Origin of the sequence: Marinobacter sp. ANT_B65 (assembly GCF_002407605.1) — a bacterium.
Taxonomy (GTDB): Bacteria; Pseudomonadota; Gammaproteobacteria; order Pseudomonadales; family Oleiphilaceae; genus Marinobacter.
The window spans coordinates 179,815-191,963 of the sequence record NZ_NXGV01000003.1 but is presented as its reverse complement, the minus strand read 5'-3'; the positions used below and the strand labels follow the sequence as shown (position 1 = coordinate 191,963).

The window sequence follows — 12,149 nt, the reverse complement described above, 5'->3', positions numbered from 1 at the left end:
GTATTTAAAAAAACAGAATGCGGAGTTTTAAAAATGCCTAAGATGAAAACCAAAAGTGGAGCGGCCAAGCGGTTCAAAAAAACTGCTACCGGCTTCAAGCACAAGTCAGCCTTCACCAGTCACATCCTGACCAAGAAGACCCCCAAGCGTAAGCGTCAGCTGCGTGGTACTTCATTGGTTGCCAAATCTGATGTGGCTTCCGTAAAGCGTATGCTCGCGTAAATAGCGCAGACTACACTCACAACGGTTTCAAGGTAGAAGGATTATAGTATGGCTCGTGTTAAGCGTGGCGTGGTTGCACGTCGTCGTCACAAGAAGATTCTAAAGCAGGCCAAGGGTTACTACGGCGCTCGTAGCCGTGTATTCCGCGTTGCCAAGCAAGCGGTTATCAAAGCCGGTCAGTATGCATATCGCGACCGTCGTAACCGTAAGCGTGCATTCCGCGCACTGTGGATTGCTCGTATCAACGCTGGTGCCCGGGCTAACGGCCTGTCGTACAGCCGTTTGATCGCTGGCCTGAAAAAGGCAAACGTTGAAATCGATCGTAAGGTTCTGGCTGATCTGGCCATGAACGAACAGCAGGCGTTTGCCGCTGTGGTTGAGAAAGCAAAAGCATCTCTCTGATCGCTTAGCTCTTTCATCGATTACGAATCGAATCGGTGTCGCCGTTGATTTTCTGGCGTAACAGGCACCGTTTAATAGGGGAAGGGCACGCTCTTCCCCTATTTTTGTTTCAAGATTTCAAATTTTGAAATCCTCACTTCTGGTTTGGAGCAGGGTCAATGGAAAACCTGGAGCAACTGGTTCAGGATGGTTTGGATGCAGTTGAGAAAGCCGACAGCTTGCAAGCGCTTGATCAAATTCGCGTTGAATATCTTGGCAAGAAAGGCGTTATTACCCAGCAGGCGAAAACTCTGGGAAAACTCTCCGCAGAAGAGCGCCCCGCTGCCGGCCAGAAGATTAATGAAGCAAAAGGACAGGTTGAGCAGGCAATTAACGCCCGGCGCAGTGACCTTGAGCGGATTGCCATTGAGCAGAAACTTGCTGGTGAATCCATAGATGTGAGCTTGCCTGGTCGTGGTCAGGATCTTGGCGGGCTGCACCCGGTTACCCGAACACTTCAGCGTATTGAAGATTTCTTTTCCCGTGCCGGTTATACGGTCGAGCAGGGGCCGGAAATCGAAGATGATTACCATAATTTTGAAGCCCTCAATATTCCGGGCCACCATCCCGCCCGGGCAATGCACGATACCTTTTATTTTAATCCCGGTACCCTGCTGCGCACCCATACATCTCCGGTTCAGATCCGGACTATGGAAGCTGGTAAGCCTCCATTTCGTATGATCTGCCCGGGGCGTGTTTATCGATGTGATTCGGATGTGACCCATACCCCGATGTTTCATCAGGTTGAAGGGTTGCTGGTCGAAAAAAATGTCAGTTTTGCCGACCTGAAGAGTACGGTTGAAGAGTTCCTTCGGGTCTTTTTTGAACGTGATCTTCAGGTGCGCTTCCGCCCGTCTTACTTTCCGTTCACTGAGCCCTCCGCAGAGGTGGATATTGAGTGGGGCCGTGAAGCCGATGGAAGCATCAAGTGGCTGGAGATCATGGGTTGCGGCATGGTGCACCCGAAGGTGTTCGGTTACTGCGGTATTGATGCCGAAGAGTATCGTGGATTTGCATTCGGCATGGGTGTAGAGCGTTTGGCTATGCTTCGCTATGGCGTAAATGACTTGCGTATGTTCTTCGAGAACGATTTGCGCTTTTTACGCCAGTTCCGTTAAAGCGGAACCTTACGGCATCCAAATCAACAGTCGAAACCGAATCAGGATAAGGCAATAACCATGAAATTCAGTGAGCAGTGGCTGCGCGAGTGGGTTAACCCGGATATCAGTTCTCAGGAACTGATGGATCAGATTACGATGGCAGGTCTGGAAGTTGATGGCTTTGAGCCTGTAGCCGGCAAGTTTCAGGGAGTTGTGGTTGGCGAAGTTCAGTCTGTTGAGCCACACCCCAATGCCGACAAGCTGCGGGTATGTCAGGTAAATGACGGCAGCCAGACCGTTCAGGTAGTGTGTGGTGCACCCAATGTACGCCCAGGCCTGAAGGTGCCTTTTGCTGTACTGGGTGCAGTTTTGCCTGGTGACTTCAAAATCCGTAAAGCCAAACTCCGCGGTGAACCTTCTGAAGGTATGCTGTGTTCCGAGTCTGAGTTGGGGTTGTCTGAAAGCCACGCAGGCCTCATGGAATTGTCGTCTGATGCTCCGGTCGGTGCAGCGCTGAACGATTACCTTAAGCTGAATGACGTAGCTATTGATGTTGATCTGACCCCGAACCGCAGTGATTGTCTCTCGATTAAAGGTATTGCCCGCGAAGTTGGCGTACTGAACAGTCTGACTCCCCTGTTTCCAGAGATTGATCCGGTTGAAGCTGTGCATTCTGAGGTGCCGGATATTCGCATTGATGCACCCCAGGGGTGTCCGCGTTATCTGGGCCGCATCCTTCGCAATGTGAATTTGCAGGCTGAAACGCCCTTGTGGATGCGGGAAAAGCTTCGCCGTTCAGGTGTGCGTTCGATTGACGTTGCCGTTGATGTAACCAATTACGTGATGCTGGAGCAGGGGCAGCCCTTGCATGCGTTCGATCGCGATGAAATCAGCGGAGGCATTGTTGTGCGCATGGCGCATCCGGCGGAGAAACTGGTATTGCTGGATGGTCAGGAAGTTGAGTTAACGGAGCAGACGCTGGTCATTGCTGACCATGAGAAACCTGTTGCTATCGCCGGGATCATGGGTGGTGAGCACTCCGGTGTCAGCGCTAAAACCCGCGATCTGATACTTGAAGCTGCTTATTTTGATCCAATTACCCTCGCGGGCAAGGCTCGCCACTATGGCTTGCATACCGATGCCTCGCATCGCTTTGAGCGCGGTGTGGATTACGAGCTTGCACGTGACGCCATGGAGCGTGCAACCCGGTTGCTCATGGATATTGCAGGCGGCGAGCCTGGCGAGATTGTTGAGGTTGTCAGTACAGAGCACCTGCCTCAGGAGCGCGCCATTGATCTTCGTTCACAGCGCCTGGCGGACGTGCTGGGTCTTGATATAGACAGGACCAAGGTTGAGGAAATTCTGATCCGGTTAGGCCTGAGTGTTGGCAAACTGCTGAAGAACGGTTGGCGTATCAATGTGCCCAGCTTTCGTCCCGATATTTCAATTGAAGAAGACCTGATTGAAGAAGTTGGTCGCATATACGGCTACAACAACTTACCTGTAACCGAACCGACAGGCTCGCTCGGTCTGAGAACGAACGAGGAGGCGGTCCGTCCTGTATCGGCTATACGGGATTACTTTGTTTCCCATGGGTACCAGGAGGCGATCACTTACAGTTTTGTGGATCCGAAGGTACAGGCGCAGGTTGATCCCGAGCGTGAAGGAATAGCCCTGGCTAACCCCATTTCCTCCGACTTGTCGGTTATGCGGACAACTCTGTGGAGCGGCCTTCTGAAAACAGTCGCTTATAACCAGAATCGTCAGCAGCCGCGAATCCGCATGTTTGAGACGGGTCTGCGCTTTTTGCAGGATGGCCAGCGTATTGATCAGCAGCCTATGCTTGCAGGCGTAGTTGTTGGTTCCCAATATCCTGAAAACTGGGTAAACGGTCGCAGAACTGCAGACTTCTTTGATGTAAAAGGTGAGTTGGAGGGGTTGTTCAGCTTGCTGGGTATTGAAATCGGGTTTGTTGCTGGCCGGCATCCGGCTTTGCACCCGGGCCAGACGGCTGAGCTCCTGCGAGATGGCGAGCATGTTGGGTGGCTGGGTACATTGCACCCGCAAGTTCAGAAAAATCTTGAACTTAATGGCACGATTCTGATGTTTGAGCTATCCTTGAACTCAGTCATTACCGGATATGTGCCTAATTTCAAAGAAATTTCGAAATTCCCGGAAGTTCGTCGGGATTTGGCTATCATTATCGGTAGTAAGGTCTCGTTTGCCGATGTTGAGCGTATAGCCCGAAAACATGCTGGTGAGCGTCTGACAGCGTTGCGTGCGTTTGATGTATATGAAGGAGAGGGTCTGGGTGAAGGCAACCGAAGCCTGGCCTTGAGCCTGTTCTGGCAACATCCTGAGCGTACGTTGAATGAAGATGAAGTGCATTCGCTCTTCAATGGTGTCATCGACGCACTGAAGGAAGAGTTGGGGGCAACACTGAGGAGTTGAGAGATGGCGGCTTTGACGAAAGCGGAAATGGCGGAGCGCTTGTATGAGGAGTTGGGCCTGAACAAACGCGAAGCCAAGGAAATGGTGGAAGCTTTCTTCGATGAGATCAGAGGCGCGCTCAGCCACAATGAACAGGTAAAACTGTCGGGTTTCGGTAATTTCGACCTTCGTGATAAAAAACAGCGCCCAGGACGAAATCCGAAAACTGGTGAAGAGATTCCGATAAGCGCAAGACGTGTTGTTACGTTTCGCCCGGGTCAGAAACTGAAACAGAAAGTAGAAGCGTATGTTGGAACCGAGTCATAACAACGAACTCCCCGCGATTCCCGGGAAAAGATACTTCACAATTGGCGAAGTAGCTGATTTGTGCGCAGTGAAAGCTCACGTGCTGCGTTATTGGGAACAGGAGTTTCCGCAGTTATCTCCGGTTAAACGTCGGGGTAACCGGCGTTATTATCAGCGCGCTGACGTTATTACTATCCGTCAGATACGCAGCTTGTTGTACGAACAGGGTTATACCATTGGTGGTGCCAAGCAGAAGCTTAGTAGCCATGAGGTAAAAGACGACACAACCCAGTATAAACAGCTTATCCGGCAAATGATTTCCGAGCTGGAAGAGGTTCTGGACGTACTTAACGCACCAGTAAAGTAGGCTGCTCTTTTGAACGACAAAGCCGAAGTGATATCCGTCACTTCGGCTTTGTTGTACCTGTATTGGTCTATTTCTTTTTACAGGTTTTAATACCCAGCAGTGAATATGCAGGGCAGTTGCCCATCAGTGCTGTTGCCAGCGGCACAATACCGATCCAGCCCCAAGGTGTTTGTGGGCCGACAAATACCAATGCCAGAAGTACAATGCCAACGACGGCGCGAATAATCCGATCTGCTGAACCCATATTAACGCTCATGATCTGTTCTCCTGTGTTGATATGAGGCTATGGTTATTACTTTAGCGCCCGCCAGCGTCCAGTTCAGTGATAAAGTCACACTGGCACCCGTATTAAGAGCCCAGGAAGGATTCATGCTGCATCATAGTGTTCTTGAAACATTGCCCAGAGAGCTCCAGAAAGATGCTCTTGAAAGCATTCAGGTTATGCGATTCCCTCCGGGCAAGATTCTGTTCCGGGCGGGTGAGCATTGCCAGGGTCTGCCGTTGATGCTTAGTGGTGCCGTGAAGGTTCAGATGACAGGCGTCTCTGGCAACAGCATTGTGTTATACCGCATGGGCACTGATGACATTTGCACGCTCTCCATCGGTTGCCTGATGACTGGCTATGGGTATCGCGCAGAAGCAATTGTAGAGGAAGAATCTGAGGCGGCCATGGTTCCCCGGGGATTGTTTGACCGGCTAATGGATCAGTCTGCTGCGTTTCGCCTGGCTATTATGGAATCGTACGGGCGTCGGCTCGATGATCTCATGTTACTTGTGGAAGAGGTCGCGTTTCGCCGCATGGATGAGCGCCTTGATGAGTGGTTAAGCGCACGGTGTAGCCCCATCCATATAACTCATCAGGAGCTGGCTGTTGAGCTGGGAACTGCCAGAGAAGTTGTCAGCCGGTTGCTCAAAGAACTTGAGCGTAAGGGCAGGGTGCAGTTGTCACGTGGCAGAATTGATCTGATTGAGTAAACCCGGCGCCTCTCAGGTTAGCGTGGAGGCGCCAGGTCGGTTATTCAGGTGAGTATTACCAGTCAGTGACGGATTTAACTTCCAGGAACTCTTCCAGGCCCCAGACACCGCCCTCGCGGCTGCCATTACCGGACTGCTTCATGCCGCCGAATGGAAAGCCGGCCGATCCCGATTTGCCATTAATTTCCACCATGCCGGACCTGACCTGTCTGGCGACTCTACGGGCTTTATCCTTATCGGATGTCTGGATGTAGTTTGTAAGGCCGTAGAGCGTATCGTTAGCCAGCTCTATCGCTTCTTCTTCGGTTTCAAAAGGCGTTATAGCCAACACAGGGCCGAAGATCTCTTCGCTCCAGATGGTCATGCCCTGAGTGACATCCGCGAAAACCGTTGGCTTTACGAAATACCCTTTTTCAAGCCCCTCTGGACGCCCTTCGCCGCCGGCAACCAGTGTGGCGCCTTCCTCTATGCCCTTTTTGATCAGCGCTTGAACCTTTAGAAACTGCTGTTCGGAGACTACGGGGCCGATGTGCCGGCCTTCGTTGCCTGCAGGGCCTACGTCGGTTTTGCCGGCAATCATTGCCGCGGTTTCAACGGCCTGGCTGTATAAAGACTTTTCCACCAGCATTCGTGTAGGGGCGTTACAGGACTGGCCCGAGTTGGCAAAGCAGTGGCGTACACCACGGGTTACGGCTTTTTCATCAGCATCGGCGAAGATGATGTTTGCGCCTTTGCCGCCCAGCTCCAGACCGACCCGCTTAACGGTGTCTGCTGCTGCAATTGTAATTGCTTTGCCGGCACGGGTTGAGCCGGTAAAGCTGACCAGATCAATATCCGGATGGCTGGAGAGTTGCGAACCGACGCCTGCACCATCGCCGTTTACAAGGTTGAAAACGCCTTCCGGGAAACCGGCACTATCAATCATCTCCGCGAGAAGCATGGCCGACAGGGGGGAAATCTCGGATGGTTTGAGAACCACTGTGCAGCCAGCGGCCAGTGCCGGAGCCACCTTGAGCATCACCTGGTTCATAGGCCAGTTCCAGGGTGTAATCAGCGCACAGACACCGACCGCTTCATGCAGAATGATGTTGTCTGGTGCATGGTCGCCAAGGGGATGCTCAAAGTTAAAGGACTTCAGGGCACGTATAGTATTTTTCAGGTGTACGGCACCAGCGCCAACCTGTGCGCTTCTCGCGAGATCAATAGGTGCGCCCATTTCCTGGCTGATGGCCTGGGCCATTTCTTCTGATCGTGCCTTGTAAGTTTCGAACAGGCGCTCCAGCAGCTCAACACGCTGCTCTCTGGCAGACGCTGACCAGGCAGGGAAGGCTTTTTTTGCGGAATTGACAGCGTTGTCCGTATCAGCCTGTGAGCCCAGGGTGATTGTGGAAAACCCTTGCTCGTCAGAAGGGTTGATAACTTCCAGTTGTTGGGTGCTCTCGGGTGTAACCCACTGCCCGTTAATATAAAACTTGCTTGCGTCCATTATTGCTCAGCTCTTCGTTGGGAATTTGAATTATGGTAACAGATTCGCCAGAGCTGATTGTATTCAAGATGGGCAAAGTGTCCGGGCCTGACTGTGTGTTGCCTCTGCCCAGTTAACAGGTGATGGACGGGTATCTTCGCCGGTGAACAGATGCCCGACTTCTGGCACCGCATACCGCAGGTCGCCGCGAGTGGGGCGCTGTTGATTAAATTCTGCGTGGGTGATGCCCACTTCCCAGATATCGTCTGAGCTTTCGCTGTGCCAGCCTACCGGACTGAGTTCAATGCGCACCTCTGAGCCAATCAGGCTGACGGCCTCAATGCGCAGCGGCAGATTGGCGCGCGGGTCAGGGGATGTGGCCAGGCGGACTTCATGGGGGCGCAGATAAAGCTGTGCATCGCCTTGGTGCCTGATCCCCGGAAGGCTCACCCAGGCTTTGCCCTGGCTCAGGCGGCCATGCTCAACTGTACCGGACAGCGCATTTACCTGCCCGAGGAAGTCGAATACAAAGCGACTGTCAGGGCGGGCGTAGAGTTCGATAGGTTCATTCACCTGCTCTACATTACCCTGGCTCATAACCACTACCTGATCAGACAATTCCAAAGCTTCTTCCTGATCGTGGGTCACAAATATACTGGTGAAGTGGAACTCATCGTGCAGATTGCGCAGCCAGCGGCGGAGGTCTTTACGCACCTTGGCGTCCAGCGCGCCGAAAGGTTCGTCCAGCAGCAGAATTTTTGGTCGTGTTGCAATGGCGCGGGCAAGAGCAACGCGCTGCTTTTGGCCGCCGGACAGTTGCGCAGGATAACGCTGTGCCAGGTGCGGCAGTTGTATCATATCCAGCAGTTCACTGACGCGGGCCTGAATCTCCGCCTTGGGTGGGCGTTTGTTCCGTGGAAGCGAGTCCAGGCCAAACGCAATGTTTTGCGCTACTGTCATGTGGCGGAACAGGGCGTAGTGCTGGAAGACAAAACCTATGTTGCGATCACGCACGTGAAGGCCTGTTACGTCCTTGCCTGAGAAGCTGATACGCCCGCTATCGGAAGATTCCAGCCCGGCGATAATGCGCAACAGGGTGGTTTTTCCTGAACCGGAGGGTCCTAGCAAGGCGGTCAGCTTGCCTTCCGGGATGTCGAGAGAGACGTTGTTCAGCGCCTGATACTTACCAAAACGCTTGTTGATGCCATCAACTGTGATGCTCATTATATGGTCTCCTCTGATTGCTGGCGGTTCAGAACACGGGCCTGTCGCCATTCAACAAAGCCTTTGGCTGCGAGTGTAAATACAGCAATACATGCCAGTAGCGAAGCGCTGGCAAAGGCGCCAACAATATTGTAATCCTGATACAGCAGCTCAACGTGCAGGGGGAGTGTGTTGGTTTGCCCGCGGATATTGCCTGATACCACCGATACAGCGCCAAATTCACCCACGGCCCGGGCATTAGTGAGCACTACGCCGTATATCAGTGCCCATTTGATGTTGGGCAGGGTGATCGTACGGAAGATGCGCCAGCCTGAAGCGCCCAGCACCACGCCGGCTTCTTCTTCCTCGCTGCCCTGTTGCTGCATCAGCGGTATGAGTTCACGGGCTACAAACGGGCAGGTGACAAAAATCGTGACCATTACAATTCCGGGCCAGGAAAACATCAGCTGCACGTCGTAGTCAGCCAGCCAACTGCCAATCCAGCCATTGCGACCGTATAGCAACAGGTACAGCAGACCGGCAACAACCGGGGACACTGCAAACGGGATGTCGATCAGTGTTATCAGCAGTTTTCGGCCGGGGAAACGAAAACGTGTTACCAGCCAGGCCAGAGCAGTGCCAAATATCAGGTTGAGGGGAACCGTGAGCGCGGCTACAAACAGTGTCAGGCCGATGGCATGTAATGTGTACTGATCAAGAAGGTTGTCTGCCAAGGTGCTCCAGCCGGCTCCCAGGGCCTCAACAAAAATAACCAGCAAAGGCATTATCAGCAAACCAACAGTGACGGCCAGGGCAATGCCTGTCAGCAGCCATTTTATAACCGGACCATCGCCAACCCGGCGGTGCCTGGAGGAATGGGAGCTGTGCATTGAGTCAGCGTCCTTCTATGCGTTTGAGGTAGCGGGCCTGCCAAAGGGTAATGGCGAAAAGCATCACCAGCGACACCAGAAGAATTACCGAGGCAATAGCGCTGGCGGCTGCGTAGTCGTACTCCTGCAGGCGGACAAAAATCATCAGGCTGGTCACTTCGCTGACGTAAGGCATGTTGCCGGCAATAAAAATAACGGCACCGAACTCACCAAGGCTTCGGGTGAAAGAAAGCGCTACCCCGGTCATCAGTGCCGGCCATAAAGCCGGAAATATAACTTTGCGGAATACATAGCCATCACTGGCACCGAGGCTGACAGCCGCTTCTTCGTCTTCGGGGGCCAGCTCTTCCAGCACAGGCTGAACCGTGCGCACCACAAAGGGCAGGCTGGTAAATGCCATTGCTACCACTATTCCCACCGGGGTGAAGGCCACTTCAATCCCCAGCTTGCTCAGCCATTGTCCGTACCAGCCGTTGGCGGCAAACAGTGTAGCCAGGGTAATGCCTGCAACAGCGGTGGGAAGAGCAAATGGCAAATCCACTACTGCATCAATCAGGCGTTTACCGGGAAACTCATAACGCACCAGCACCCAGGCCAGCAGCAACCCGAAAGCACCGTTAAACACCGAGGCGGCCAGGGCTGACAGCGCCGTAACCTTATAGGAAGCGACTACCCGCGGATCGGTAATTACAAACCAGAACTCGTTAAAGCTCATGGCTGATACTTCAATCACCAATCCTGTGAGCGGTAACATCAGTATCAGGCTTATAAAAAGCAGCGAAATACCGAGGCTCAAGCCGAACCCCGGTAGTACCCGCTTGCTGCGGTTTCCGCTCCGTGGCCAGCGCTGCGGACTTACAGCACTGGCCTGGTCTGCCGTAGACACGGATTACTTCCGGCGTTGCAGTTGGTCGAGTTTTCCACCACTGGCAAAGTGCTCTTTTGTGGCGTTTTCCCAGCTACCGGCAATGGCATCGATGGGCAGCAGTTTTACGTCAGGAAAGCGGTCGGCGGTTTCCTGTTTTACTGTATCGTTGTGAACCCGGTAGTTGAATCCGGCCAGCAGGCGCTGGGCGTCTTCGCTGTACAGATGCTCAAGGTAGGCTTTTGCCAGGTCTTCAGTTTTGTTCTGCTTTACGTATTCATCAATCCAGGTGACCGGAAATTCAGCCAGAAAGCTTACTTTGGGCGTTACCACCTCATACTCGCCGTTGTCGTAACGGTCGGCCAGATTCAGCACTTCCGATTCAAAAGTCAGCAGCACATCACCGATTTCCCGCTCGATAAAAGTCGTGGTTGCACCGCGACCACCGCTGTCAAATACCTTTACATGGCCCAGAAAATCCCCCATGAAGTTGTCGATTTTCTGCTGGTCATCGCCAAAGCTGTCCTGGGCGTAGCCCAGCGCAGCCAGGTAGGTATAGCGGCCGTTTCCTGAGGTTTTCGGGTTAGGCATAACCAGAGCGACATCTTCTTTGATCAGATCGTCCCAGTTTTCAATATTTTTGGGGTTGCCCTTGCGGACCAGAAAAGCCATCGTGGAGTAGTAAGGTGAGCTGTTATTGGGCAGGCGTTCGGCCCAGTTTTCCGGGATCAGTCGCCCACGTGTGTGCAGAATGTCAATGTCGGTAACCTGATTAAAGGTAACCACATCGGCTTTCAACCCCTGGATTATGGCTTGGGCCTGCTTTGAGGAGCCTGCATGGGACTGGCTGATCTCAACAGTTTCTCCGGTTTTCTCTTCCCAGTATTTGTTGAACTGCACGTTGTAGGCTGCGAACAGTTCCCGGGCAATGTCATAGGACGTATTGAGCAGTTCGCGATCGGCCGATACCGCAGGTTGTGCGAAGAGTGACGCACTGAGCGCAAGACCGGTAACCAGGCCTTTGAATATACTTGGCATGACATTCCCCTGAAACAAATGATGTGTTGGAGAGGAATCTATCAAAGCCAGAATAAAACTGGAAAGAATATAAAATCATGTATTTCAGCCTTTATGGAATAAAGGTCGGTTAAGGAGAGTCCACGGGTTGAGTTGAGCGGGTGTCACACAGATTTTTAACCTGAAACCATCAGAAACAGCCAGTCAGGAGGTTTGCCATGCATGTGTTTATTGCAGGGTCCAACGGACAGATAGGGCAACATCTGTTGCGTGAAATGGCAGATAGCGATCACGAGGCCCGGGCTATGATCCGGCATCCGGATCAGGGGCCTGAATTGCAGCAACTGGGCGCCACCGAAACCGTGCTCGGTGATCTGGAAAAGGATTGCAGCGAAGCCATGAGAGGCTGTGATGCAGTCATTTTTGCCGCAGGCTCGGGGCCTCATACCGGGCCGGATAAAACCATAGATGTGGATCAGGATGGTGCCATCCGGCTCATTGATAGTGCCAGCGCCATGGGCATAAAGCGTTTTATCATCGTGAGCAGTATGGGTGCCGGAGAGCCGCAAAACGGGCCTGAAAAACTTCGCCATTATCTGCAGGCCAAGCACAACGCTGACGAGCATCTGATAAACAGTGGCCTGACTTACACTATTGTACGGCCTGGCCAGCTGACTAATGACGAGGGTACAGGCAAGGTTACAGTCAGTGCGAAGCATGAGAGCGTCGGGAGAATTTCACGGCAGGATGTTGCTCGCGTTCTGCTGGCAGTGCTGGATGAGAATACGGCCGCTAACCGGGTTTTTGACGTGGTGTCTGGTGATGTGCCCATAGCTGAGGCACTTGAAAAACTGTAACACCCGCTTGA

The 12,149-nt window shown here is 52.9% G+C and carries 14 protein-coding genes; 8 read left to right on the top strand and 6 right to left on the bottom strand.

Translation table 11 applies throughout. The annotated features are described in order from the left end of the window. Positions 1-33: 33 nt before the first annotated feature. From rpmI to CPA50_RS14035, 6 genes are all read left to right on the top strand, one after another. Complete coding sequence (gene rpmI / locus CPA50_RS14060; protein ID WP_096783167.1) at positions 34-222, top strand: 50S ribosomal protein L35; 189 nt, start codon at positions 34-36, stop codon at positions 220-222. Between the two features lie 48 nt (positions 223-270). Continuing rightward, positions 271-624, top strand: a complete 354-nt coding sequence (gene rplT / locus CPA50_RS14055) for a 50S ribosomal protein L20 (RefSeq protein ID WP_022989373.1) — start codon at positions 271-273, stop codon at positions 622-624. 158 nt (positions 625-782) lie between these two features. Beyond that, positions 783-1,781 (top strand): phenylalanine--tRNA ligase subunit alpha, encoded by a 999-nt coding sequence (gene pheS, locus CPA50_RS14050; RefSeq protein WP_096783166.1) that lies wholly within the window; start codon positions 783-785, stop codon positions 1,779-1,781. Positions 1,782-1,841: 60 nt separating this feature from the next. Next, entirely contained in the window at positions 1,842-4,214 is a 2,373-nt protein-coding gene (pheT, locus tag CPA50_RS14045) for a phenylalanine--tRNA ligase subunit beta (RefSeq protein WP_096783165.1), read from the top strand. 3 nt (positions 4,215-4,217) lie between these two features. Next, positions 4,218-4,520: an integration host factor subunit alpha gene (gene ihfA / locus CPA50_RS14040; protein ID WP_096783164.1), complete on the top strand. Its 303-nt coding sequence runs from the start codon at positions 4,218-4,220 to the stop codon at positions 4,518-4,520. Further along, positions 4,501-4,866, top strand: a complete 366-nt coding sequence (locus CPA50_RS14035; protein ID WP_096783163.1) for a MerR family transcriptional regulator — start codon at positions 4,501-4,503, stop codon at positions 4,864-4,866. The genes ihfA and CPA50_RS14035 overlap by 20 nt, the downstream gene beginning before the upstream one ends. A 67-nt stretch (positions 4,867-4,933) precedes the next feature. Here the strand turns inward: CPA50_RS14035 and CPA50_RS14030 are convergent, their stop codons facing one another. Next, positions 4,934-5,122, bottom strand: coding sequence for a DUF2892 domain-containing protein (locus CPA50_RS14030; RefSeq protein ID WP_096783162.1), 189 nt, complete (start codon positions 5,120-5,122; stop codon positions 4,934-4,936). A gap of 113 nt (positions 5,123-5,235) precedes the next feature. On the opposite strand from CPA50_RS14030, the gene CPA50_RS14025 reads away from it, so the two are divergent. Continuing rightward, positions 5,236-5,841, top strand: a complete 606-nt coding sequence (locus CPA50_RS14025; protein ID WP_096783161.1) for a Crp/Fnr family transcriptional regulator — start codon at positions 5,236-5,238, stop codon at positions 5,839-5,841. Positions 5,842-5,896: 55 nt separating this feature from the next. Here CPA50_RS14025 and CPA50_RS14020 read toward each other — a convergent pair whose 3' ends face one another. The 5 genes from CPA50_RS14020 to cysP are packed head-to-tail and all read right to left on the bottom strand — an operon-like array spanning position 5,897 to position 11,302. Then, entirely contained in the window at positions 5,897-7,330 is a 1,434-nt protein-coding gene (locus tag CPA50_RS14020; RefSeq protein WP_096783160.1) for an aldehyde dehydrogenase family protein, read from the bottom strand. Between the two features lie 60 nt (positions 7,331-7,390). Then, positions 7,391-8,530 carry a sulfate/molybdate ABC transporter ATP-binding protein gene (locus CPA50_RS14015; protein ID WP_096783159.1) on the bottom strand — a complete coding sequence of 380 codons (1,140 nt, stop codon included), beginning with the start codon at positions 8,528-8,530 and terminating at the stop codon, positions 7,391-7,393. Further along, positions 8,530-9,399: a sulfate ABC transporter permease subunit CysW gene (cysW, locus tag CPA50_RS14010; RefSeq protein ID WP_096783158.1), complete on the bottom strand. Its 870-nt coding sequence runs from the start codon at positions 9,397-9,399 to the stop codon at positions 8,530-8,532. The genes CPA50_RS14015 and cysW overlap by 1 nt, the downstream gene beginning before the upstream one ends. A 4-nt stretch (positions 9,400-9,403) precedes the next feature. Continuing rightward, positions 9,404-10,285, bottom strand: coding sequence for a sulfate/thiosulfate ABC transporter permease CysT (gene cysT, locus CPA50_RS14005; protein WP_096783157.1), 882 nt, complete (start codon positions 10,283-10,285; stop codon positions 9,404-9,406). 3 nt (positions 10,286-10,288) lie between these two features. After that, positions 10,289-11,302: a thiosulfate ABC transporter substrate-binding protein CysP gene (gene cysP / locus CPA50_RS14000; RefSeq protein WP_096783156.1), complete on the bottom strand. Its 1,014-nt coding sequence runs from the start codon at positions 11,300-11,302 to the stop codon at positions 10,289-10,291. A gap of 197 nt (positions 11,303-11,499) precedes the next feature. Here cysP and CPA50_RS13995 point away from each other — a divergent pair, with 197 nt between their 5' ends. Next, the gene (locus CPA50_RS13995; protein ID WP_096783155.1) at positions 11,500-12,138 is read left to right on the top strand and encodes an SDR family oxidoreductase; all 639 of its coding nucleotides are present in this window, start codon (positions 11,500-11,502) and stop codon (positions 12,136-12,138) included. Positions 12,139-12,149: the final 11 nt, after the last annotated feature.

Excerpts from the sequence above, each read along its gene's own strand:
- CPA50_RS14030 (WP_096783162.1), bottom strand. The coding sequence starts at position 5,122 with ATGAGCGTTAATATGGGTTCAGCAGATCGGATTATTCGCGCCGTCGTT.
- CPA50_RS13995 (WP_096783155.1), top strand. The coding sequence starts at position 11,500 with ATGCATGTGTTTATTGCAGGGTCCAACGGACAGATAGGGCAACATCTG.
- cysP (WP_096783156.1), bottom strand. The coding sequence starts at position 11,302 with ATGCCAAGTATATTCAAAGGCCTGGTTACCGGTCTTGCGCTCAGTGCG.
- rplT (WP_022989373.1), top strand. The coding sequence starts at position 271 with ATGGCTCGTGTTAAGCGTGGCGTGGTTGCACGTCGTCGTCACAAGAAG.
- CPA50_RS14025 (WP_096783161.1), top strand. The coding sequence starts at position 5,236 with ATGCTGCATCATAGTGTTCTTGAAACATTGCCCAGAGAGCTCCAGAAA.
- pheS (WP_096783166.1), top strand. The coding sequence starts at position 783 with ATGGAAAACCTGGAGCAACTGGTTCAGGATGGTTTGGATGCAGTTGAG.
- CPA50_RS14015 (WP_096783159.1), bottom strand. The coding sequence starts at position 8,530 with ATGAGCATCACAGTTGATGGCATCAACAAGCGTTTTGGTAAGTATCAG.
- rpmI (WP_096783167.1), top strand. The coding sequence starts at position 34 with ATGCCTAAGATGAAAACCAAAAGTGGAGCGGCCAAGCGGTTCAAAAAA.
- pheT (WP_096783165.1), top strand. The coding sequence starts at position 1,842 with ATGAAATTCAGTGAGCAGTGGCTGCGCGAGTGGGTTAACCCGGATATC.
- ihfA (WP_096783164.1), top strand. The coding sequence starts at position 4,218 with ATGGCGGCTTTGACGAAAGCGGAAATGGCGGAGCGCTTGTATGAGGAG.
- CPA50_RS14035 (WP_096783163.1), top strand. The coding sequence starts at position 4,501 with ATGTTGGAACCGAGTCATAACAACGAACTCCCCGCGATTCCCGGGAAA.
- cysW (WP_096783158.1), bottom strand. The coding sequence starts at position 9,399 with ATGCACAGCTCCCATTCCTCCAGGCACCGCCGGGTTGGCGATGGTCCG.